The sequence below is a fragment of the Streptococcus fryi genome (genome assembly GCF_053206505.1).
This window is the reverse complement of record NZ_JBRUGW010000004.1, coordinates 1-23,497: the sequence shown is the minus strand read 5'-3', so window position 1 is coordinate 23,497 and position 23,497 is coordinate 1. Positions and strand designations below refer to the sequence as shown.

At 38.9% G+C, this 23,497-nt stretch carries 19 protein-coding genes and 1 riboswitch; of the genes, 18 read left to right on the top strand and 1 reads right to left on the bottom strand.

All coding sequences use genetic code 11. From position 1 onward, the window contains the following. The first annotated feature begins 74 nt into the window (after nucleotides 1-74). The 7 genes from pbp2b (at nucleotide 75) to ACVRZH_RS02100 (ending at nucleotide 9,012) form a co-directional block, all read left to right on the top strand. A complete protein-coding gene (gene pbp2b, locus ACVRZH_RS02130; RefSeq protein WP_447453679.1) occupies nucleotides 75-2,168 on the top strand; it encodes a penicillin-binding protein PBP2B in 2,094 nt (697 codons plus the stop codon). A 2-nt stretch (nucleotides 2,169-2,170) separates the two neighbouring features. Continuing rightward, complete coding sequence (gene recR / locus ACVRZH_RS02125; protein ID WP_447453678.1) at nucleotides 2,171-2,767, top strand: recombination mediator RecR; 597 nt, start codon at nucleotides 2,171-2,173, stop codon at nucleotides 2,765-2,767. Nucleotides 2,768-2,844: 77 nt separating this feature from the next. Then, on the top strand, nucleotides 2,845-3,891 hold the full coding sequence (locus ACVRZH_RS02120; protein WP_447453721.1) for a D-alanine--D-alanine ligase: 1,047 nt from the start codon (nucleotides 2,845-2,847) through the stop codon (nucleotides 3,889-3,891). A gap of 198 nt (nucleotides 3,892-4,089) precedes the next feature. Further along, the gene (locus ACVRZH_RS02115; RefSeq protein ID WP_447453677.1) at nucleotides 4,090-5,451 is read left to right on the top strand and encodes a UDP-N-acetylmuramoyl-tripeptide--D-alanyl-D-alanine ligase; all 1,362 of its coding nucleotides are present in this window, start codon (nucleotides 4,090-4,092) and stop codon (nucleotides 5,449-5,451) included. Between the two features lie 8 nt (nucleotides 5,452-5,459). Further along, complete coding sequence (locus ACVRZH_RS02110) at nucleotides 5,460-6,155, top strand: YwaF family protein (protein WP_447453676.1); 696 nt, start codon at nucleotides 5,460-5,462, stop codon at nucleotides 6,153-6,155. 240 nt (nucleotides 6,156-6,395) lie between these two features. After that, nucleotides 6,396-7,940 carry a peptide chain release factor 3 gene (locus tag ACVRZH_RS02105; RefSeq protein ID WP_447453675.1) on the top strand — a complete coding sequence of 515 codons (1,545 nt, stop codon included), beginning with the start codon at nucleotides 6,396-6,398 and terminating at the stop codon, nucleotides 7,938-7,940. Between the two features lie 52 nt (nucleotides 7,941-7,992). Then, the gene (locus ACVRZH_RS02100; protein ID WP_447453674.1) at nucleotides 7,993-9,012 is read left to right on the top strand and encodes a Gfo/Idh/MocA family oxidoreductase; all 1,020 of its coding nucleotides are present in this window, start codon (nucleotides 7,993-7,995) and stop codon (nucleotides 9,010-9,012) included. 84 nt (nucleotides 9,013-9,096) lie between these two features. Here the strand turns inward: ACVRZH_RS02100 and ACVRZH_RS02095 are convergent, their stop codons facing one another. After that, nucleotides 9,097-9,537: a GtrA family protein gene (locus ACVRZH_RS02095; protein WP_447453673.1), complete on the bottom strand. Its 441-nt coding sequence runs from the start codon at nucleotides 9,535-9,537 to the stop codon at nucleotides 9,097-9,099. 69 nt (nucleotides 9,538-9,606) lie between these two features. Next, nucleotides 9,607-9,706: riboswitch (PreQ1 riboswitch) on the top strand. On the opposite strand from ACVRZH_RS02095, the gene ACVRZH_RS02090 reads away from it, so the two are divergent. From ACVRZH_RS02090 to ACVRZH_RS02040, 11 genes are all read left to right on the top strand, one after another. Beyond that, a complete protein-coding gene (locus ACVRZH_RS02090; RefSeq protein ID WP_447453720.1) occupies nucleotides 9,707-10,204 on the top strand; it encodes a QueT transporter family protein in 498 nt (165 codons plus the stop codon). Between the two features lie 257 nt (nucleotides 10,205-10,461). Next, nucleotides 10,462-12,432 carry an NAD-dependent DNA ligase LigA gene (ligA, locus tag ACVRZH_RS02085; RefSeq protein WP_447453672.1) on the top strand — a complete coding sequence of 657 codons (1,971 nt, stop codon included), beginning with the start codon at nucleotides 10,462-10,464 and terminating at the stop codon, nucleotides 12,430-12,432. Then, nucleotides 12,432-13,466 (top strand): diacylglycerol kinase, encoded by a 1,035-nt coding sequence (locus ACVRZH_RS02080; protein WP_447453671.1) that lies wholly within the window; start codon nucleotides 12,432-12,434, stop codon nucleotides 13,464-13,466. The genes ligA and ACVRZH_RS02080 overlap by 1 nt, the downstream gene beginning before the upstream one ends. Nucleotides 13,467-13,491: 25 nt before the next feature. Beyond that, entirely contained in the window at nucleotides 13,492-15,702 is a 2,211-nt protein-coding gene (gene pulA / locus ACVRZH_RS02075) for a type I pullulanase (RefSeq protein WP_447453670.1), read from the top strand. 273 nt (nucleotides 15,703-15,975) lie between these two features. Continuing rightward, complete coding sequence (gene glgB, locus ACVRZH_RS02070; protein WP_447453669.1) at nucleotides 15,976-17,856, top strand: 1,4-alpha-glucan branching protein GlgB; 1,881 nt, start codon at nucleotides 15,976-15,978, stop codon at nucleotides 17,854-17,856. An 83-nt stretch (nucleotides 17,857-17,939) separates the two neighbouring features. Further along, a complete protein-coding gene (locus tag ACVRZH_RS02065) occupies nucleotides 17,940-19,079 on the top strand; it encodes a glucose-1-phosphate adenylyltransferase (RefSeq protein ID WP_447453668.1) in 1,140 nt (379 codons plus the stop codon). Continuing rightward, a complete protein-coding gene (gene glgD / locus ACVRZH_RS02060; protein ID WP_447453667.1) occupies nucleotides 19,069-20,205 on the top strand; it encodes a glucose-1-phosphate adenylyltransferase subunit GlgD in 1,137 nt (378 codons plus the stop codon). The genes ACVRZH_RS02065 and glgD overlap by 11 nt, the downstream gene beginning before the upstream one ends. Beyond that, on the top strand, nucleotides 20,202-21,638 hold the full coding sequence (glgA, locus tag ACVRZH_RS02055; protein ID WP_447453666.1) for a glycogen synthase GlgA: 1,437 nt from the start codon (nucleotides 20,202-20,204) through the stop codon (nucleotides 21,636-21,638). Before glgD ends, glgA begins: the two co-directional genes overlap by 4 nt. Before the next feature lie 442 nt (nucleotides 21,639-22,080). After that, complete coding sequence (locus tag ACVRZH_RS02050) at nucleotides 22,081-22,389, top strand: TIGR04197 family type VII secretion effector (protein WP_447453665.1); 309 nt, start codon at nucleotides 22,081-22,083, stop codon at nucleotides 22,387-22,389. Further along, entirely contained in the window at nucleotides 22,382-22,714 is a 333-nt protein-coding gene (locus tag ACVRZH_RS02045) for a hypothetical protein (protein WP_447453664.1), read from the top strand. The genes ACVRZH_RS02050 and ACVRZH_RS02045 overlap by 8 nt, the downstream gene beginning before the upstream one ends. 1 nt (nucleotide 22,715) lies before the next feature. Then, on the top strand, nucleotides 22,716-23,497 hold a 782-nt coding region (locus ACVRZH_RS02040), incomplete at its 3' end, for an LXG domain-containing protein (protein WP_447453663.1).

Below are 23,497 nucleotides of genomic sequence, written 5' to 3'. Positions count from 1 at the left end.
ATAAGTTTTGCTCCTCCGTGTATCCAGAAGTATGGTAAAATAGACTTAGAGCATTTTTTGGATTAGGGGAATAAATGTCAGACAAAAATGAAGTGAAGCATAGTCGTCAAAGGCGTGTTAGTTCTAAGATAGCTAACCGTCTCAATTTTCTTTTTTTTATTGTTGTCCTTGTGTTTTCAGGCTTGATTGTAAAACTGTTCCAGATGCAGATTATTGATCAAGCTTTTTATATCGACAAGTTAACAGCACTAACTACTTATACCGTTAAGACTGCGGGTCCTAGAGGTCAGATTTATGACGCTAAGGATAGGCCTTTGGTGGAAAATGAAATCAAGGATGTTCTTTCTTTTACGAGAACAAATCAGATGTCAGCTGCTTTTTTAAAAGAGCTGGCGCAACGTTTATCTTCTTATGCTGAATTAACCGAAAACAAGGTGACTGACAGGGAGAAAAGAGATTATTTCTTAGCAGATGGAGAGAATTATCGTCAGGTGATAGACCGTTTGCCACGTGAAGAAAAGTACGATACATTTGGTAACCGTTTAGCAGAATCAACCGTTTATGCCAATGCTGTAAAAGCTGTAACTGAAGATGAAATCACATTCTCAGATGATGAATTAAAACATATTTATCTCTTCAGCAGAATGAATGCAGCAAGATTATTTTCGACCATTTCTCTGAAGACAGCTGATTTAAGTGAGGAGCAAATTGCTCGTATTTTATCTGATAAAGAGACATTAACGGGTATCTCTGTTCATTCAGAGTGGTACCGTAAGCAACTAGATACTTCACTGAGCTCAATTGTCGGAGTGGTCTCTAGTGAGGATGCTGGTTTGCCTGCTGAGGAGGTTGAAGGTTACTTAGAAAAAGGCTACTCTTTGAATGACCGTGTTGGGACAAGTTTTCTTGAAAAAGAATATGAGTCCTACTTACAGGGGCCAAAGACAGTTAGACAAGTTGAGCTTGATCGTAAAGGCAATATTGTTTACGATGCTATTTTAGAAGAAGGTAAAAAAGGTCAAAATTTAAAGCTAACCATTGATCTTGATTTTCAAGGCGACGTAGAGCGTATTTTAGAGTCTTATTTTAAATCAGAATTAGAAAAAGGGCATACAGATTTATCTGAAGGGGTTTATGCTGTTGCTTTAGAGCCATCTACGGGTGCTATTTTAGCGATGGCAGGTTTCAAACATAATATTGAAACGCATGAGTTAACGAAAAATGCTTTAGGAACTATTACAGAAGTTTTCACACCAGGTTCTGTGGTTAAAGGAGCAACCCTATCGGCAGGTTGGGAAAATCATGTCCTTGAAGGAGACACGGTATTGTTAGACCAAGTTATCCAATTTGCCTCATCTCAGCCAATAAAATCATGGTTTACAGGTGGTCCATTACCTATTTCAGCCAGTCAAGCATTGGAATACTCATCTAATACTTATATGGTGCAAATGGCATTAAAAATGATGGGACAAGAATACACTCCTGGTATGATTTTAGAGACCTCTCATTATAAAGATACCATGACTAAGCTGAGAGAATCGTACGCACAATATGGTTTAGGGACTTCAACGGGTATTGATTTACCAAATGAATCGATTGGTTTTATACCTAAGGATTTTGATATTGGCAATGTCTTGACGGAAACCTTTGGACAGTTTGATAACTATACGACAATGCAGTTAGCTCAATACGTTGCTACCATTGCTAACGGTGGTCGACGTTTGGCACCTCGCTTGGTGTCAGGGATATATGATAGCAATCTTGATGGCAGCCTAGGTGCCTTAGATCAGCCAGTGAGTTCAGAAGAGTTTAATCAAATTCCTATTTCCCAAGATCAATTGGCCATTATCCAACAAGGTTTTTACAATGTTGTTCATAGTGGTAGTTCCTTAGCGACAGGTAAACAGATAGCTGAAGGAGCTACAGTCTCTATTTCAGCCAAAACGGGAACGGCTGAATCATATGTTAAGGATAGGGAAGGCAAAATGGTTTATACCTCAAACCTCAATGTTGTGGCCTATGCTCCAAGTGACCAACCACAAATCGCTGTCGCGGTAGTCTTACCCCACAATAAAGAATTGTTAGGTACGGTTAGTCAAGCGATTACCAGAGATATTATTAATACCTATCATACCAAATACCTTAATCAAGAAGACAAAGGAGAATAAAAGTGTTATACCCTACACCAATCGCGAAATTGATTGATAGTTTCTCTAAGCTACCTGGTATCGGGATAAAAACAGCAACTCGATTAGCCTTTTATACCATTGGGATGTCTGATGATGACGTTAATGACTTTGCCAAGAATTTGTTGGCTGCCAAGCGAGAGTTGACCTATTGTTCAACCTGTGGTAATCTAACAGATGATGACCCTTGCGCTATTTGTACGGATACTAGTCGAGATGAGACAACGATTTTGGTTGTAGAAGATAGTAAAGATGTTTCGGCTATGGAAAAAATCCAAGAATACAGAGGTCTTTACCATGTTTTACATGGTCTAATCTCTCCAATGAATGGTGTTAGTCCTGATGATATCAATTTAAAATCGCTTATTACACGCCTTATGGATGGTAAAGTGACAGAAGTCATCATCGCAACCAATGCAACAGCTGATGGTGAAGCAACATCAATGTACCTCTCTCGCGTCCTAAAACCTGCTGGTATTAAGGTCACACGTTTGGCGAGAGGTCTCGCAGTAGGTAGTGATATTGAGTATGCTGATGAAGTGACCTTACTTCGAGCGATTGAAAATCGAACAGAATTATAGGATAATAAGTCTGGTCACACAATACAATTCTTGATGATATTAAATCAATAAAATGCAAAAGAAAGTTGAGAATGAAAATGGTTAAAGAAACCTTGATTCTGTTATATGGAGGACGCTCTGCTGAGCGTGAGGTATCCGTTCTGTCTGCTGAGAGTGTCATGAGAGCTGTCAATTATGATAAATTTTCTGTTAAAACTTACTTTATTAGTCAGTCGGGAGATTTTATCAGAACACAACGTTTTACAACGACGCCAAGTCCAGATGAAAAGTTAATGACAAATGACACCTTAGACCTCAGTCAGAAGGTTAAACCAAGTGATATTTACGAAGAAGGTGCAGTTGTTTTTCCAGTACTTCATGGGCCAATGGGTGAAGATGGCTCTATCCAAGGTTTCTTGGAAACGCTTCGTATGCCTTATGTTGGGACGACCGTTCATGCGTCAAGTGTTGCCATGGACAAGATTACGACCAAATATGTTTTGGCGAGTAATGGCATCCCTCAAGTAGCGTTTAAGGCGGTTTTTGAGGGAAAAAACCTTGAAAAACGCATGGAAGAAATTGAAGCTGAACTGACTTATCCAGTCTTTGTTAAGCCTGCTAATATGGGCTCAAGTGTAGGTATTTCAAAAGCCACTAATCGTGTAGAGTTGTTTGATGCTTTAACACTGGCTTTCAAGTATGATAGTCGTGTTCTTGTTGAGCAAGGCGTAACAGCTCGTGAAATCGAAGTAGGTATCTTAGGGAATCACAAGATTAAAACAACTGATCCAGGAGAGGTGGTCAAAGACGTCGAGTTTTATGATTATCAAGCCAAATATATTGATAATAAGATTACTATGGCTATCCCAGCAGAGATTGATAAAGAAACAATGATGAAGATGCGTCATTACGCAGCTAAGGCTTTCAAAGTGCTTGGTGGTAGTGGTTTATCTCGTTGCGATTTCTTCATGACCGAATCTGGAGAGATTTTCCTTAACGAATTGAATACAATGCCAGGTTTTACCCAATGGTCGATGTATCCTCTTCTTTGGGCTAATATGGGGATTGCTTACCCAGATTTGATTGAAGAGTTGGTTAATTTGGCTAAGGAAATGTTTGTCAAACGTGAGAGTCACCTGATTTAAGAGATTGTTTGAATTTTTGAAGTGGAGTTGGATTTTACTCTGCTTCTTTTTGTTTGCCAATTAAGGAGTTGTTTAGAAAAGTCGTCTGAAATGAGACTGAGATTTACCAAATGGTCTGAAAAATGGTATAATAGACGACATAAATGTAAACCACTACGGTTTAGACAGACGAAATTGCCGTAGATCTTAGGAGTAATCATGAAACTAAATCTTTTTGAAGTGGCTAAGGTCGTCAAAGCTCAAAATGCTTATGGTGACTATGATAACGTCGCTTTAAATCATGTTGAATTTGATAGTCGCCAGATTGAAGAGGGAGATTTATTTGTTCCCTTGAAGGGAGCGCGTGATGGCCATGACTTTATAGAACTGGCTTTTTCTAGGGGTTGTGCGGTGACCTTATCTGAAAAACCAGTCAATTACCCACATTTGCTGGTGACGGATTGTCTTCAAGCCTTACAAGATTTAGCAGCTTACTATCTTGAAAAAACAGGTGTTGATGTTATTGCCGTGACAGGCTCTAATGGCAAAACAACAACAAAAGACATGATTCATGATGTATTAGCAACAAGGTTTAAAACCTATAAGACACAAGGCAATTACAACAATGATATTGGTTTACCTTATACTGTCTTACATATGCCTGATGATACCCAAAAACTTGTTTTAGAAATGGGGCAAGACCATCTCGGTGACATTAAGTTACTGTCAGAAATAGCTAAACCTAAGTTGTCAGTTATCACCTTGTTTGGTGAAGCTCATTTGGAGTTCTTTGGTAGTCGTGACCAGATTGCTCAGGGGAAAATGCAGATCGTTGATGGGATGGCAAAAGATAGCGTTTTGATTTTGCCAGATGATCCGATTGCAAAACCTTTTTTACCAACATCTTTAAGGTTGGTTAGATTTGGTGAAACTGCTGACTTAATGCTTACAGATCTTGTTGAATATAAGGAACATTTAACTTTCAAGGTCAATTTTTTACCAGACACAATTACCTTACCAGTTACTGGTAAATATAATGCGACCAATGCTATGTTAGCAGCCTATGTGGGACACTTGCAAGGTATATCAGCCACTGATATCGTGCAGGCGCTTGCCAATCTGGAATTGACGAAGAATCGGACTGAATGGAAGAAGGCAAGTAATGGGGCAGATATTCTGTCAGATGTTTATAATGCTAATCCAACAGCTATGAAGTTGATTTTGGAAACGTTCTCGGCTATTCCAGCTAATGATGGTGGACGGAAATTAGTTGTTTTGGCTGATATGAAAGAATTAGGCTCTGAGTCTATTCGTTTACACGATCAGATGATTGACAGCCTAGATAAGGAGCATTTAGATAGACTCTATTTCTATGGTGCTGATATTCAACATTTAGCTCAATTAGCGATAGATCAATTTGGAACAGATAGGGTTACCTACTTTGCTAAAACCCCTGAATACGATGATTTTGATGCTTTACTTGAGCAAATCAAGACAGATTTAGGAAGTAATGACCAAATATTGTTGAAGGGCAGTAACTCAATGAATTTAGTGGCTATTGTAGATGAGCTCGTTGGTTAGGAGGAAGTATGAATTCATTTTTTACAAATATCAGAACTAGTCCCCCAGAGATGACACTATTTAGTTATGCAATTGTTTTTACCCTTTTAGGTTTAGTCTTTTTTACAGCATCACGTTATCACAATCAGGTTTGGTATCAGAGATTTTTTCAAGGGCTTCAAATTGTTCAGCTAGTACTACTTTACGGTTGGTACTTCGCTACGGCAACACCATTGGCAGAGAGTTTGCCTTTATACCATTGTCGGATGGCCATGTTTGTCGTCTTATTATTACCTAATCGCTTCGCATTGAAACAGTACTTCGCTTTATTAGGTATTTTTGGAACAATAGCAGCTTTTGTCTATCCTGTCATGGATCCTTTTCATTTCCCACATGTGACTATATTTTCGTTCTTTATTGGGCACTATGCCTTACTTGGTAATGCCCTAATCTATGTTCACAATCATTACAGTTATGAACGGTTATCCTATCAGAAAATTGTCCAATTTACCCTGTCTATTAATGCTTTTTTAGTGGCAGTTAATGTCTTGACCAATGGTGATTATGGTTTCCTAACCAATCCACCTTTGGTTGGTAATCATGGGGTATTTGGTAATTATATGATTGTATCAGTTGGCTTAATCATAGCCATCTCTCTGGTATCCTATACTATTCAGAAGTATCAGAGTCGTCAAGAAAACTTAGTGTTACAGTTAAAAAAATAATCTTTACAAAGAAGTTGGCTTCCAGCTTCTTTTGTTTTGGTGATAGATTAACAAATCTGATAGAGACTAGATTTTTATCTAAAATTTAGTTAAAGTTAGCATTATTTAAAATACTTTACTGTTGATAGGAGATATTTTTAGAAACAAAGCCTAGATAAATTGAAAAAAACGGCTAAGTTCGTTATAATAGATGAGTTAGAAAGACAGGCAAAGCCTAGTATTGAATGAAAAGAGAATGAGATGAGTTTACAAGATGAAATAAAAAAACGCCGTACTTTTGCCATCATTAGTCACCCGGATGCTGGTAAAACGACAATTACAGAGCAGTTACTTTATTTTGGTGGTGAAATTCGTGAAGCTGGTACGGTTAAAGGTAAAAAGACTGGTAATTTTGCTAAATCCGACTGGATGGATATTGAAAAACAACGTGGTATCTCGGTGACATCATCGGTCATGCAGTTTGACTATGCGGGTAAACGAGTGAATATCCTTGATACCCCTGGGCATGAGGATTTCTCAGAAGACACTTATCGTACCTTAATGGCGGTGGATGCTGCTGTTATGGTTATTGACTCTGCTAAGGGTATCGAAGCACAAACGAAGAAGCTTTTTGAGGTCGTGAGACATCGTAACATTCCGGTCTTTACTTTTATCAATAAGCTTGACCGTGATGGTCGTGAGCCGCTTGATTTGTTACAAGAATTAGAAGATATTCTTGGTATTGCGAGTTATCCGATGAATTGGCCGATTGGTATGGGGAAATCGTTTGAAGGTTTGTTTGACCTTCATAATCAGCGATTGGAACTTTATCGTGGTGAGGAGCGTTTTGCGGCTTTGGAGGATGGAGCGACTATTTTTGCTAATAACCCCTTCTATGAGCAAGTGCTTGATGATATTGAGTTGTTAGAAGAGGCTGGAAATGAGTTTTCTCGTGAAGCCATTTTATCTGGTGATTTGACTCCTGTGTTCTTTGGTTCAGCCTTGACGAATTTTGGTGTTCAGACCTTTCTTGATACTTTCCTAGAGTTTGCACCAGAGCCACATGGGCATAAGACAACTACTGGTGAGGTTATTGACCCCTTAAATAAAGACTTCTCAGGTTTTGTGTTCAAAATTCAAGCTAATATGGACCCTCGTCACCGTGATAGAATTGCCTTTGTTCGTGTTGTTTCGGGTGAATTTGAACGTGGTATGGGTGTCAATTTACCTCGTACTGGTAAAGGTGTTAAGTTATCCAATGTCACGCAATTTATGGCAGAAAGTCGTGAAAATGTTGAAAATGCTGTTGCAGGTGACATCATCGGTGTCTATGACACAGGGACGTATCAAGTTGGAGATACTCTGACCGTTGGTAAGAACAAATATGAGTTTGAACCACTTCCAACCTTTACCCCGGAAATTTTCATGAAAGTATCTGCTAAGAATGTCATGAAACAAAAATCATTCCATAAAGGGATCGAACAATTGGTGCAAGAAGGAGCTATTCAGCTTTATACTAATTATCAAACAGGTGAATATATGCTTGGTGCTGTTGGTCAACTTCAGTTTGAGGTATTCAAACACCGTATGGAAGGCGAGTACAATGCTGAAGTTGTCATGACACCGATGGGTAAAAAGACGGTTCGTTGGATTAAACCTGAAGACCTTGATGAACGTATGAGTTCAAGCCGTAATATATTAGCGAAAGATAGATTTGACCAACCTGTTTTCCTATTTGAAAATGATTTTGCCCTTCGTTGGTTTGCTGACAAATATCCAGATGTGACCTTAGAAGAAAAAATGTAATGTTTAACGGTGGCTCATTGTAGCCACTTTTTATATCAAGAAAGGAATAAATATGCTAACTATCGCTTATATTGGTAACGGCAAGAGTGCCAATCGCTACCATATTCCCTTTGTCCAGAAATTGCCTGAACTGTATCGGATTAAGACGATTTATTCGCCTCGTTTATCGCATGAGATATGGGAAAAAGTGGAGGGAGTTTCTTATACAACCAAAGTGGATGATGTCATGATGGATCCAGAAATTGATTTGATTGTGATTTCCACAGTTCTGGAGTTCCACTATGCTTATATCAAACAAGCTCTTTTGCATGGCAAACATGTTTTATGTGAAAAACCTTTTGTGGCAACAGCTGATGAAGCTAGGGAATTATTTGCTTTGGCACAAGAAAAGGGGTTAGTCTTACAGTGTTATCAAAATCGTCGCTATGATTCTGATTTTTTGACAGTTCAAAAAGTGATTGAAAGTGGACAACTAGGTGATGTTTTTGAAGTAGAAATGCACTTTGATTATTTTCGACCAGAAGTTCCAGAACAAGAGCGTGACTTTTCGTTAGCAACGAGTTTTGTCTATAGTCATGCTTGTCATACCTTGGACCAAGTCAACTCTTATTGGGGCATGCCAGATGATGTGCATTTTGATGTCCGTGCCTTACTTGGTCAAAACCGTATGAATGATTATTTTGATATTGATTTATATTATGATGGTTTGAAAATATCGGTTAAATCGAGTTATTTTAGATTGCTTGAACGCCCTAGTTTTGTTGTCTACGGTAAACAGGGAGTTTTTGTGAAATCATCTAAAGATCGTCAGGAGGAACATCTAAAAGCATTTTATATGCCAAATAATGCTGATTTCGGTCAAGATTTGCCTGAGCATTATGGTGTTTTAACGCGAACAGATGAAAATGGGCAATTCATCAAAGAATCTATACCAACAGTGCTAGGTGACTATAGTAGGGTTTATCAGAGATTATATGACACGATTGTAAATGGTGCTCCTAGTGTTGTAACAGCAGAACAAACGATTAAACAGATTGAACTTCTTGAAGCAGCAATCGCATCAATGAGGTAGTAGCTGACCGTCACTATCGGTTGTATGATGACTGTGGAAAAGAGGTGCTGAGCTTTTTGCCCAGAACCTCTTTTTAAAGTGTTCTTAATGATTGGTTTCTTTGTTAAAAACGAGGTATTTACTAATGATATAGTTCCCAACAAAGATTAGGACTTGACTAATAATGGTGACGATACTGTTGACCTTATTTAAATTCCCGTTGACGAATTGTCCTATGATATTAGGGAATGTATCAACCAAGAAAAATGCGAGTAAAAAGTCTAATGCTAAGGTCGCAAGACGAGCAATGAAGAATTTGGTAAAGCGTTCTTGCCAGCCATGCCTGTCTTGCCTAAAAACGTATCGATCATTGGTAATAAAGGCAAAACAAATAGCCGAAATATTAGCGACTATAGATGCTGCAGTGGCATTATTTAAGACTGGATAAAGTCCTAATCTGATAACTAAATAGACTAAGGTAGCCAGAACGCCAGCAATAATATACTTTATAATCTCATTGTTTAAAAAGTGTTTAATAGTTTTCATAATGCCATTATACCAAAAAAGTGCTATTTTTGTGGCAAGATAGAAAATGAGTTGGCAACTTTTCTATCTTGTGTTATACTAAACGGGTTGTTAATCAACCCTTGGTGCTTAGTTTTCCTTTCGCCAAGCATATTATAAACGGCAGTGACCGTCAAAGGAGAAAAATATGATGAAACAGTTTACCGTTCGTGACTACATTCAACTGGCTCTAGTGGCAGCAATCTATGTTGTCCTAACCGTTGTCCCGCCTCTAAATGCTATTAGCTTTGGGCCTTTGCAGTTTAGGGTATCCGAAATGCTTAACTTTTTAGCGTTTCGCCATCCTAAGTACCTGATAGCAGTGACGATTGGTTGTATGATTGCCAATTTTTATAGCTTTGGGATGATTGATGTTGTTGTTGGAGGTTTGTCAACTTTGGTGTTCGTATGGTTAGGTGTTAAGCTTTTTAGTCCCTATCTAAATGAACGATTAGGTATTTTCAATAAGGCTTATTTTTACTTTGCTTTCTTTTTTGCAGCAAGTATGCTAACCATTGCTATTGAACTTTATATTCTATTTGAAGCACCTATAGTGTGGACTTGGTTTACTTTATTTAGTGGGGAATTAGCCTCTCTTTTAATTGGTAGCCTTTTGATAGAACATTTAGCTAAACGTGTGGATTTCTGATGTACCACTGATAATGGTTATTGGTTATAACAGTATTTTGAGTGAGAGGTTGGATCAGATAACCTCATACTTTGAGTCAATTGAGTAATCGTTACTTGATACAGTTTTCGACTACAAGTATAAAATGAGTATAGATAATGGACTACTCTATATCATTAATCTTACGGGAGTGGAGTGGGACGACAAAATTGATTTCAATGAAATCAGGATTGTTGTCTCGCTCCCTCTTCTTTTGATTTTATGGTAAAATAGTAGGTATGGAAAGACAAATGAAAGAGTTGGTTGCTCGTCTCAACCAGTATGCAGATGATTACTACACTAAGGATAATCCAAGTATTTCAGATGCGGACTATGATAAATTGTACCGAAAATTGGTTGACTTAGAAACAGCTTATCCGGATCTTGTTCAAGTAGATAGCCCTACACATCGTGTGGGAGGTCTTGTTTTAGACGGATTTAGCAAATATCAGCATGAGTATCCCTTATATTCTTTACAGGATGCTTTTTCACGTGAAGAACTGAATGATTTTGATCGAAAAGTGAAGTCGGTATTTCCAGATGCCACTTATTTAGCGGAGCTAAAAATTGATGGCTTATCTATTTCATTGTCTTATGTAGATGGGCGATTACAAGTTGGAGCAACGCGTGGTGATGGGACTATTGGTGAGAATATTACAGAGAACATCAAACGTATTAAAGATGTTCCTTTGACCTTGCCTGATGATGTCACAATCACTGTCAGAGGAGAGGCTTATCTTCCTAAAGCATCTTTTGACCGTATCAATGCAGAGCGACGTGAAAATGGTGAGGCTGAATTTGCTAATCCAAGAAATGCAGCAGCAGGTACTTTGCGCCAACTAGATACCGGTGTTGTCGCAAAACGTCAACTGGCGACCTTTTTGTACCAAGAGGCTGGCGTGACCGATCGCTTGCTGCAATCAGAGGTCTTGTCTCATTTGGCTGAATTAGGCTTTGCAGTCAATCAGACTCATTTATTGTCATCAGATATGACTGAGATTTGGGACTTTATTCAAAAGATTGATAAAGTAAGAGCTGACTTGCCTTACGATATTGATGGGATTGTAATTAAGGTTGATAGTCTTGCCATGCAAGAAGAATTAGGCTTTACTGTCAAAGCACCCCGTTGGGCTGTTGCTTATAAATTTCCAGCAGAAGAAAAAGAGGCAGAGATTCTGTCAGTGGACTGGACAGTTGGTCGAACAGGGGTCGTCACTCCGACAGCAAATTTAAGCCCTGTTCAGTTGGCTGGAACAATGGTTAGTCGTGCAACCTTGCACAATGTGGATTACATCAAAGATAAAGACATTCGTATTGGTGATACTGTTGTGGTGTATAAAGCTGGAGACATTATCCCTGCCGTTTTAAAAGTGGTCATGGATAAGCGTCATCATCAAGAAGTAATGCCTATTCCAACCCATTGTCCGTCTTGTCAAGAGACACTTGTCCACTTTGAAGACGAAGTTGCGTTGAGGTGTATTAACCCACAATGTCCAAGTCTCATTCAACGGAGTTTGGAGCATTTTGCAAGCCGAGATGCTATGAATATCAACGGATTAGGTGCTTCTATTGTTGAGAAATTATTCAAAGGGAAATTGATTCATGATGTTGCTGATATTTACCGCTTGAGTATCGAAGATTTATTAACCTTAGACGGATTCAAGGAAAAATCTGCTGAAAAGTTATATCAAGCCATTCAACGTTCCAAGCAAAATTCTGCTGAAAAATTGCTTTTTGGCTTAGGTATCCGACATGTTGGTAGTAAGGCAAGTCGTCTCTTATTAGAAAAATTTGGTCACCTAAAGGATTTAGCTAAAGCAGATACAGACGTTATTGCTAGTATTGAAGGACTAGGTAAGGTTATTGCAACATCTGTTAGAGCTTATTTTGATACAGAAGGAGCTCAGGAACTGATAAAAGAATTAGACCAGTATGGTGTTAACTTGACTTATCTTGGTCAGCAAGTAAAAGAAAATGCTCTGTTATCGGGGAAAACAGTTGTCCTAACAGGTAAATTAGAGCAGTTGACGCGTCAAGAAGCTAAGGAAAAACTATTAGCCTTAGGAGCTAAGGTAACAGGTAGTGTTTCTAAAAAAACCGACTTGGTTATTGCTGGAGCTGATGCTGGTAGTAAGCTGTCTAAAGCACAAGAACTTGGCATTGACATAAAAGATGAAACTTGGCTAGTAGCATTAGAAAGGAAGGGGTAATGTCTGATTATCAAAAAAGAGCACGATTGATTTATAACCCGACTTCAGGTCAAGAAATCATGAAAAAAAAAGTGGCAGAAGTACTGGATATCCTAGAGGGATTTGGGTATGAGACGAGTACCTTCCAAACGACCCCGGCTTTACATTCAGCCAAAAATGAAGCAAGACGAGCAGGACTAGCGGGATTTGATCTTATTGTTGCAGCAGGTGGTGATGGCACAATAAATGAAGTCGTTAATGGCCTTGCTCCTCTTGAGAAGAGACCGCAGATGGCTGTTATCCCCACAGGAACGACTAATGATTTTGCCAGAGCCCTTAAGATACCTAGAAATAATCCAGTAGAAGCAGCGAAATTGATTGGACGTCAACAAATGGTTCAAATGGACATTGGTAAAGCAAATGATGATGTCTATTTTATCAATATTGCTGCAGCAGGAAGTTTGACAGAGGTGACCTATAATGTGCCTAGTCAGTTAAAAACTATTTTTGGGTATTTGGCTTATTTAGTCAAAGGAGTCGAGTTACTACCTCAGATAAAGAATGTTCCTGTAAGGGTGACCTACGATGGTGGTGTTTTTGAAGGTGATGCCTCAATGATCTTTGTTGCCTTGACAAATTCTGTTGGTGGATTTGAAACCATTGCACCCGATGCTAAACTTGATGATGGTAATTTCACCTTGATTTTAGTGACAACGGATAGTTTATTTGAGATTATTCATCTGATTCGTTTGATTCAAAGTGGTAAACATATTACAGATCATCGTGTGGTTTATATTAAAACAAGTCATCTGACGATTGAGCCTTTAGGTCCAAGCCGCATGATGATTAACTTAGACGGGGAATATGGTGGAGATGCACCGATTCGTTTGGAAAATTTAAAAAATCACATTACATTTTATGCGAACACGGATGAAATATCAGATGATGCCATGAGTCTATCACCAGAAGAAATACAACTAATAGAGATGGCAAAGCAGTTTAGTAATGAAGTTGATGATTTTGAACAGAGCTATCAGGCAGAGGACGAGAGGTAGAGTAAGAAGAGGGAAGGAAAAAAAGATGGATAATGCGGTAATTGTGCATTTTCATAGTAAATATAGTAATTATTTTGATTTGAATATTTGGCAATGGCAAGAAGGGAAATTAGGAGAAGAAGCTTGTTTTTTACGCTTTGATAGCTTTGGAGTAGTTGCAAATCTGACCTTTCCAGCTGATTATTTTGTTGGACAAGCCTTTTTTCTAGTTAAAAACCGTGATTGGAGTAAAAAGAGTTTAGAATATACCATAAACAGACCTTATGGTGTTCCTAAATCAGAGGTTTGGGTGGTTGATGGGGATCCGTTAGTCTATCATTCACGACAAGCTGCCGTAGCTAGTCTTCACTATGCTAGCCGTCATGTTCACGCATTTGATATGGCGACAAATAGTAAAATGTTTGATAAAAAATGGGGATTCACAGGTTGGCTTGGTTATCAATATAGTGAAGAAAAAACAGATTTTCGCCTTTGGGCACCGACAGCAGAACGTGTAGAATTGATCTTGTATGCCTCGACAGATGACAAGGCTAGTGTGCAACAGGTAATTCCTATGGTCAGAGGTGAACATGTTAACCCAGATAACCATGCCGAAAACACGATTGGCTTATGGGAAATAAGTCTGTTAGGAGATTACAACTATCAAGCCTATCGCTATCGTGTTTATTACCGAAAAAGAACTTTCAGACACACGAGAGACCCTTACTCTATTGCGACGACAGCAGATGGTAGACGTTCAGTTATCATAGCTGAAAAAGATCGACAACCCGAGGGATTCAAGGTATCTCATGGTAAAGATGCAAAATGGCGTTTGGCCAATCCAAATCAATCTGTCATTTTAGAGTTACATGTCAGAGATTTTTCAAAATCTGAGACCTCAGGTGTTAGTCTTGACAAGAGAGGCAAATTCCTTGGTATGATTGAAGAAGGGACAACTAATGCCAATGGTGATGCCACAGGATTTGACTATATCAAATCTTTAGGGGTTAGTCACATTCAGTTGCAACCTATTTTTGATCATCATCAAACCTTTGATGATAATGGTGATTATGCTTATAATTGGGGATATGATCCTGAAAATTATAATGTGCCAGAAGCCAGTTTTTCGAGTAATCCTCATAACCCAGTTGCTCGTATATTAGAGTTAAAACAAGTGATACAAGCTTATCATGATGCGGGAATTGGTGTTATCATGGATGTTGTCTACAATCACACCTATTCCAATAAAGACTCCGCATTCCAGTTGGCTGTTCCAGATTATTATTACCGTATGAATCCAGATGGCTCTTTCCAAAATGGAACAGGTGTTGGTAATGAAACGGCTAGTGAAAAAGAAATGTTTCGAAAATATATGATCGATTCCATTGTTTATTGGGTCGAGGAATATAATATTGATGGTTTCCGTTTTGACCTAATGGGTATTCATGATGTTGAAACGATGAATTTGATTAGACAGCGATTAGATGAGATTGATCCTCGTATTTTAATGTATGGAGAAGGTTGGGATATGGGAACTGGTCTTTCTCCAGAACAGAAGGCTAAAAAAGGTAATGCCTATCAAATGCCTAGAATTGGTTTTTTCAATGACGATCAGAGGAATGCTGTTAAAGGAGCAGAAGTCTACGGGCATTTTGACAGGGGCTTTGTCTCTGGACAAGATACTGAGGATAAGGTTGCCAAAAGTATCTTGGGGAGTGATGAATTAAGCTATTACCTTAGTCCAGATCAAGTTGTCAATTATGTTGAGGCACACGATAATTATAATTTGAATGATTTACTTTGGGAATTGCATCCAGAAGACAGTGAAGAAGAGCATATTAAACGGGTTGAACTGGCAACAGGAATTAATTTATTAGCTCAGGGCATCTGTTTTATGCAACTTGGACAGGAGTTTTTCAGAACGAAACGTTTTGCCACTGGTGAAGACGGGGAATTGACACACGATGATAAGGAACGTGCTATGAATTCTTACAACGCTCCGGATTCAGTCAATCAGGTTGATTGGCATTTGGTCACAAAATACCGTTCAAGTATTGAGCGCATTAAGCGACTGATTCGATTAAAGCGATTTGATCCTGCCTTTTCTTATGACAGTTTTGAAAAAATTAGACAGCATGTTTTTATTACCGAAGGAACCCCAGGTACGGGGGCTGTCAGTTTTGAGATAACAGATGGAAATACTTACACCATTACTTTCAATAAAAATGAAAAAAATATTATAATCAACATGACATAATACTTTTTGTATGGTATAATTTTAAATATAGATAAGCGTTTTCAAAAATCAGTCTTGATTTACAGAAACGATATAAAAATGTACCTTGACAAAGATCATAACCTAGGGATTTCCTTAGGTTATTTTTGTTTAGAACAGTTTTATTGCTTGCTTATCAAATGTGTATATAGTCTGTTGTTGACTAGATATCTTGCTAAAAAGGTGGTTTTCAAAGATAAATAATCTGAAAATTCCGCAGATTGAATTCGCTTACTATTTAGGAGGAGTGGTTTAATGAATATCGAAGAAGCGTTATGGACATTTGGAACAGGAGAAAATTTCCATGCTCAAAATTACCTTGGAGCTCACCCATTTAATAATGATGGTCAAGATGGTTTTGTGTTTAGAGTTTGGGCACCAAATGCTGAATTTGTTGAGGTCATTGGGGATTTTACAGGTTGGTCGGAATTTCCCTTAGCAATGACACGTCATGAATCAGGTGTCTGGGAGGCTTTCTCACCATATGCTCAAGTAGGACAAGTTTATAAATACCGTATCAGACGTCAAGGAGGTCATGTTGTTGAAAAGACCGATCCATTTGCGCGTTTCCTTGAAAAAAGACCAAACACAGGTGCTATCTTACTCGGTCATTCAGAGCGCAAATGGAAAGATGGTCTCTGGATGGGACGTCGGAAAAGGTTTGGGTTTAAGTCACGTCCTGTCAATATTTATGAGGTACACGCAGGTTCGTGGAAAAAACGTCCAGATGGTCAGCCGATGACTTTTAAGGAATTAAAAGATGACTTGATTCCTTATGTTGTTGAAAAACAATATACCCATATCGAGTTTCTACCCTTGATGGCACACCCTTATGGCCCAAGTTGGGGCTATCAGCTTATGGGTTATTTTGCCTTTGAACATACTTATGGTACTCCAGAACAATTTCAAGATTTCGTTGAAGCATGCCATTTAAATAATATTGGAGTTATTGTGGACTGGGTACCTGGTCATTTCACTATCAATGATGATGCTTTAGCTTATTTTGATGGTACACCAACATTTGAATACCAAGATCATCATCGTGCCCACAATTATCGTTGGGGAGCTTTGAACTTTGATCTTGGCAAACATCAGGTTCAGTCCTTCTTGCTATCGAGTGCTTTATACTGGATAGAACAGTTCCATATTGATGGTATTCGTGTGGACGCTGTTAGTAATATGCTTTATCTTGATTATGATGAAGGCCCATGGACGCCAAATTGTGATGGTGGTAATCGTAATTATGAAGGATATCATTTCCTCCAGCGTTTAAATGGAGTTGTTAAACATTATCACCCTGATGTGATGATGATTGCTGAAGAGTCAACAGCTAGCACACCAATCACTACAGCCTCCCCATTGGAAAATCTAGGCTTTGATTACAAATGGAACATGGGCTGGATGAATGATATTCTCAGATTTTACGAGACAGATCCTGTCTATCGTCAATATGATTTTAACTTGGTTACCTTTAGTTTCATGTATGTTTTTGCAGAAAATTTTGTCCTGCCATTCTCGCATGACGAAGTTGTGCATGGCAAGAAGAGCATGATGCATAAGATGTGGGGGGACCGTTACAATCAATTTGCCAGCCTAAGAAATCTCTATACCTATCAAATCTGCCATCCTGGTAAAAAATTACTTTTCATGGGTGGTGAGTTTGGTCAATTCTTAGAATGGAAATCTGATCATGAATTAGAATGGTGTAACTTAGAAGACCCACTCAATCAAAAGATGCAGGCATTTACAACCCACCTCAATCGTTTTTACAAAGAACATAAGGCCCTTTGGACAATTGATGATAGCTATGATGGCATTGAAATTATTGACGCAGATAATAAGGCAGAGACAGTCCTTTCCTTTATCCGTCAAACAGCCAAAGGTGAATTTCTCCTTTGTGTTTTCAATATGACACCAGTAGAGCGTCATAACTTTACAATTGGTTTGCCTGTAGCGGGTATTTATGAGGAAGTTCTCAATACCGAAATGGAAGAATTCGGTGGTGTTTGGAAAGATACTAACCCAGTCACTAAGACACAACCTGGTTTATGGAAGCACTATGAGAATACACTAAGTTTCACACTACCAGCAATGGGTGCAAGTATCTGGAAATTAAAACGTCGACTTAAGAAGTAAAGGTTTGATGCATTTTGATTTATGTCTTCTTAATATGACAACTTATCACTAACAGAGCTTAAAAATAAAAAGAAGGATATCCTATGAAAAATGAGATGTTAGCACTTGTTCTTGCGGGTGGACAAGGTACCCGTCTTGGGAAATTAACCCAAAGTATTGCAAAGCCAGCTGTTCAGTTTGGCGGCCGTTATCGTATTATTGATTTTGCCCTTTCTAACTGTGCCAACTCTGGTATCCACAATGTCGGTGTGATTACACAGTACCAGCCTTTAGCCTTGAATAGCCATATCGGCAATGGCTCGGCTTGGGGACTTGATGGTATTGACTCTGGAGCAACCATTCTTCAACCATATTCAGCTAGTGAAGGCAATCGCTGGTTCTTAGGAACAAGTCATGCCATTTACCAAAACATTGACTATATTGACAGCATTAATCCAGAATATGTTCTCATTTTATCAGGGGACCATATTTACAAAATGGACTATGATCATATGCTTCAGACCCACAAGGATAATATGGCAAGTTTGACAGTTGCCGTTATTGATGTACCATTAAAAGAGGCAAGTCGATTTGGTATCATGAATACTGATACCAATGACCGTATTGTTGAGTTTGAGGAAAAACCAGCTAATCCGAAATCAACCAAGGCATCCATGGGGATTTACATTTTCAACTGGGCACGTTTGAGAGAATTACTTGTTGATGCAGATAAAAACGGTGTTGATATGTCAGACTTTGGCTCGCACGTTATCCCAGCCTATATTCAAAGTGGTGAACGTGTGTATACTTATAATTTCAATGGCTATTGGAAAGACGTAGGGACTATCGAGTCTCTTTGGGAAGCTAACATGGAGTACATTGATGTTGACAATGCATTAGATAGCCGTGACCGTTCGTGGAAGATTTACTCTAAAAACGTCATTGCTCCGCCAAATTTCATTTCTGATACTGCAAGCGTCAAAGATTCGCTGGTTGTTGACGGCTGTATGGTTGAAGGAACCGTAGACCATTCGATTTTGTCAACTAATGTTAAGATTGAGGTTGGTGCCGAAATCAAAGATAGCTTCATCATGAGCGGTGCCAAGATTGGAAAAAATGCAAAAATAACACGTGCTATCATTGGAGAAGGTGCAGTTATTGGAGATGATGTTGTCATTGATGGGACAGAAGAAGTTCAGGTTATCGGATATAATGAAAAAGTGAGGGCTCAAGATGAAAAGTGATAAATACTCTGCGATTTTAGGGAATGCGATTGGCTTTCCTGACATGGAAAGTCTGACAGACAACCGTCCATTAGCCAATTTACCTTTTGATGGCAAATATCGCTTGATAGACTTCCAATTGTCGAGCTTAGCCAATGCCGGTATTCGTAGTGTTTATGGTATCTTCCGTGGGCAAAATATTCGTTCCATTTTTGACCATATCCGCAGTGGTCGTGAATGGGGACTTCATACGCTTTTGAGCCATTATTATCTTGGTTTTTATAACACAGACCAAACGCATGAAATAGCTGATGAAGACTACTACAACCAAATTTTGACCTATTTAAAACGTTCTGGGAGCGATCAGACGGTTTATATGAGTTGTGATATTCTATGTAATATCAATCTTGAGCAAGTCATCCATCTTCACAATGCCAATAAAAAACCGATAACTGTCGTTTATAAGAAATTACCTAAAAAAAGTGTCTCTGGAGCCAATGACATTTTACAAATTGATGAAACTGATGTCGTTATTGGTAAACATAGTTATGAAGATTGCACAGATGAACTTATCCCAATGTCTGCCGATATGTATGTCGTTGATACACCTTGGTTAATCTCAAAATTAGAGGAAGAAGCTAAGAAAGATGACCCAAGAAAAATCCGTTTCTTGTTAAGAGAGTTAATCATTGAAGAGCGTGCCTTAGCTTTTGAATATACGGGCTACTTGTCAAATATCTATTCTGTCAAATCATATTATGATGCCAATATGGATATGCTTGATCGCAACAAGTTCCAATCTCTCCTCTATTCAAATCAGAGAGTGTTTACTAAGGTAAAAAATGAAGAATCAACTTACTTTGATGAGAAATCTGTTGTGAACAACTCACAATTCGCCTCTGGTAGTATTATTACAGGTACAGTTGAACATTCTATCGTGTCTCGTAGTTGTCATGTCAAAGAAGGAGCCAAAGTATCCCATTCAGTAATCTTCCCAAAAGTAACTATCGAAGAAGGAGCCACTGTTGAGTATGCGATTATCGACAAGACGGTAACAATTCCTGCTGGAGTGACCATTCGTGGTAATCTTGAAAAACCTATCGTTATCGGTAAAGGACAGAAAATTACTGGAGATATCATTCAATGAAAATCTTATTTGTAGCAGCAGAAGGAGCACCTTTTGCTAAGACGGGTGGCTTGGGAGATGTGATTGGTGCTTTACCAAAATCTCTAGTGAAGTCAGGTCACGATGTACGGGTTATTTTACCTTACTATGATGTTGTTGACGCCAAATTTGGTGGTGAGATGGAAGACCTCTTCTATTTCTTTATCAACGTTGGTTGGCGTCATCAGTATGTGGGTGTCAAGCGTGCCTATCGTGATGGCGTAACCTTCTATTTTGTAGATAACCGTGATTATTTCTTTAGGGGCAAGGTTTATGGCGATTGGGATGATGGTGAGCGTTTTGCCTTCTTCCAATTGGCTGCCCTGGAGATGATGGAAAAAATAGACTTTATTCCAGATGTTTTACATGTGCATGATTACCATACAGCCATGATTCCCTTCTTATTAAAAGAAAAATACCATTGGATTGAAGCCTATCGTTATATCAAGACAGTCTTTACCATTCATAATATTGAATTCCAAGGTCAGTTTGATCCGGGCATGTTGGGTGACTTGTTTGGTGTTGGTATGGAGCGATACAATGATGGGACCCTTCGTTGGAATGGATGCCTTAATTGGATGAAGGCAGCGACTCTTTATGCAGATAGGGTGACGACTGTTTCCCCAAGTTATGCGCGTGAAATCATGACACCAGAATTTGGCAAGGGACTTGACCATGTCATGCGAATGGAATCGGGTAAAATATCAGGGATTGTTAATGGTATTGATACTGATTTACTCAATCCAGAGACAGATAACCATCTGCCATATCATTTTAATGCCCATGACTTATCCGGTAAAACCCAAAATAAACTAGCCTTACAGGAGAGATTAGGTTTGCCACAGAGGGTCGATGTTCCTATGATTGGTGTTGTCTCTCGTTTGACAGACCAGAAAGGTTTTGACTTAGTGGTCAACGAGCTGACGCATATGGTTCAAATGGATGTTCAGATTGTGATTTTAGGGACAGGGTATCCTGCTTATGAGAATGCTTTTTCATGGTTTGGCGAAGTATTCAGAGATAAAGTTTCAGCCAATATCACCTTTGATTTAGGTTTGGCACAACAAATATATGCAGCGGCAGATATTTTCTTGATGCCGTCAGCCTTTGAACCATGTGGGCTCTCGCAGATGATGGCTATGAGATACGGAACGCTACCCTTGGTGCATGAGGTTGGTGGACTTAGAGATACAGTTAGTGCTTACAATGAATATGACGGTTCAGGTACAGGATTTGCTTTCAATAACTTCTCAGGTTTCTGGATGATGGAGACCTTAACGAAGGCACTTGACCTTTACCACCATCGCAAAGATGTTTGGGCATCTCTTCAATGGCAAGCCATGACAAGAGATTTCTCTTGGGATACTGCCAGTCATGCCTATGTTGACCTTTACCACCAACTTTTGTGGTCGTAAGCAATAGCATGATTTGATAAAATGATAAGAGGCTCTCAGCAGATTAATTATCTGTTGAGGGCTTTATGATTGATAGCTGTGATTGAGGAATGATGTAGAACCTCATAAAACAACTTTGAAATGCCTACTTTATTGAGAATGTTCGGAGATCATCGGACACTTTTTTCAGAAATGTCAGGAAAGTTTCAAAAAGGACCAAGAAAAACCGAGTTTTCATTGACAATAGTTATGAGTCAAAATGTTTTCTTGGAAAACTAAAACAGAGTTTCACGCTTTTGTGAGCCTATGTTTTAGTTTTGAATGCTTCTTTAATGGTATTTATTGCAATTATTAGTTATAAAAACTAAACCCATGTATGCATCACGTTATCAGACGATATTGAAAAAATCGTGAAATATGATAGAGTTAACTCAATAAAACGAGATATTTCAAAGGATTCGGTATGGTTGAATTAAAAAACAATATAGCTCAAGCCAGTCAACGAGCAACAGCTCTTGCTAATGCTACAACTACTATTTCCAGTGGGTATGTCATTACTAAAGATAGTCAATCCACTATTGCAGGAAATACTACTGCTAGCTCTGCCATTGACCTCGCTCAAACAACGGCAACAGTTATGGTTGAGGTCATCACAGCCATGTCCAACAACATCCAGAATTTATCCAGTGCATTCCAAGCCATGGATAAGCAACTGTCTGTCCAACTTTCTCGAATTAGTGATGAGGCGAGGAGGTTTTCTTTGAATGACTAGGAAAGACACAGATAAACTTGAAAAGGACTTGGTTCAAGCAGAGGAGCAACTGGCAAGGGAGAAGAATCACCTTCAGACCCTGTCAGAAGAATATGATGCGGTTTCAAGACATGCTTCAGCATATTTTGAAGAGGTGAGCTCTTTGTTTAGAGATAGTTCTGATTGGGCTTATTATCAAAATCTAGCAGAACAGCACGATGAGCAACAACGACAGTTTCGTAGAGGTCTACAAGAACAGCTAGATAATCATATTCATCGCCAGAGAGCATTCAACCAACAGCAAGAAGAACTCAAAGATAGACTAAGAGGGAGAGGAGAAAACTAAGATGGGTATTTCCATGTTTTTGGAAAATTCACAGCATCAAGCTAGCAGTACGACAGCAACCTTGAATCGTCAAATAGAAGGCTACATGTCTTTACAAAAAGCTTTGAATGACTTTGTTTACAATAGTAGTGATTTATCTGGTCATGCTTATGATTCTGCCAAAGCTTATGCTAGCACGGTACTCATGCCGCTGACCAGAGCTTGTATCCTGCTCAATGAGGCGATAGCTCAGGCAACGGCGGATCTTCCAAGTCGCTATGTGGCTGAGGTTGACAGTACAAGTCTTCACGAAGATCAGTTGGTTGACTTGATTGCCAAGGCAGAGCAAACTATTATTCGTTACCGTAAGCTCTGGAATTTGGAGTATGCCAGTGACCGGCCCAATTACTCACTGCTCAATAGCCTAGACCGCCAAATTGATATCCAGCAAGAACTTAAGCGAAAACTACAAGAGAAGTTAGACAAACTCCGAGCTTTTCATGCCTCTTCTCCGAAGATTTTTAGTGCCATCGATAGTCTTGCCCAAGCGGTCAATCAAGGCATGAGACAGGCTAAAATGTCTTGGAATAGTGATACACAGAGCTTTGACATTCCTAGTCGTAGTGATTTGGGATGGACTAAAACAATCAACCAGCAATGGTTAGACCGCAAGGTATCAAAAATGTCCTTCAAGGAGCAAATTGACAGCTTAACCCTAGCAGAACTGGAGAAGCAATATGGAGATGTTATTAGAGCGACTGCTGACACTGTTTATATTGGATCAGGTTATGATGGACGTTATGC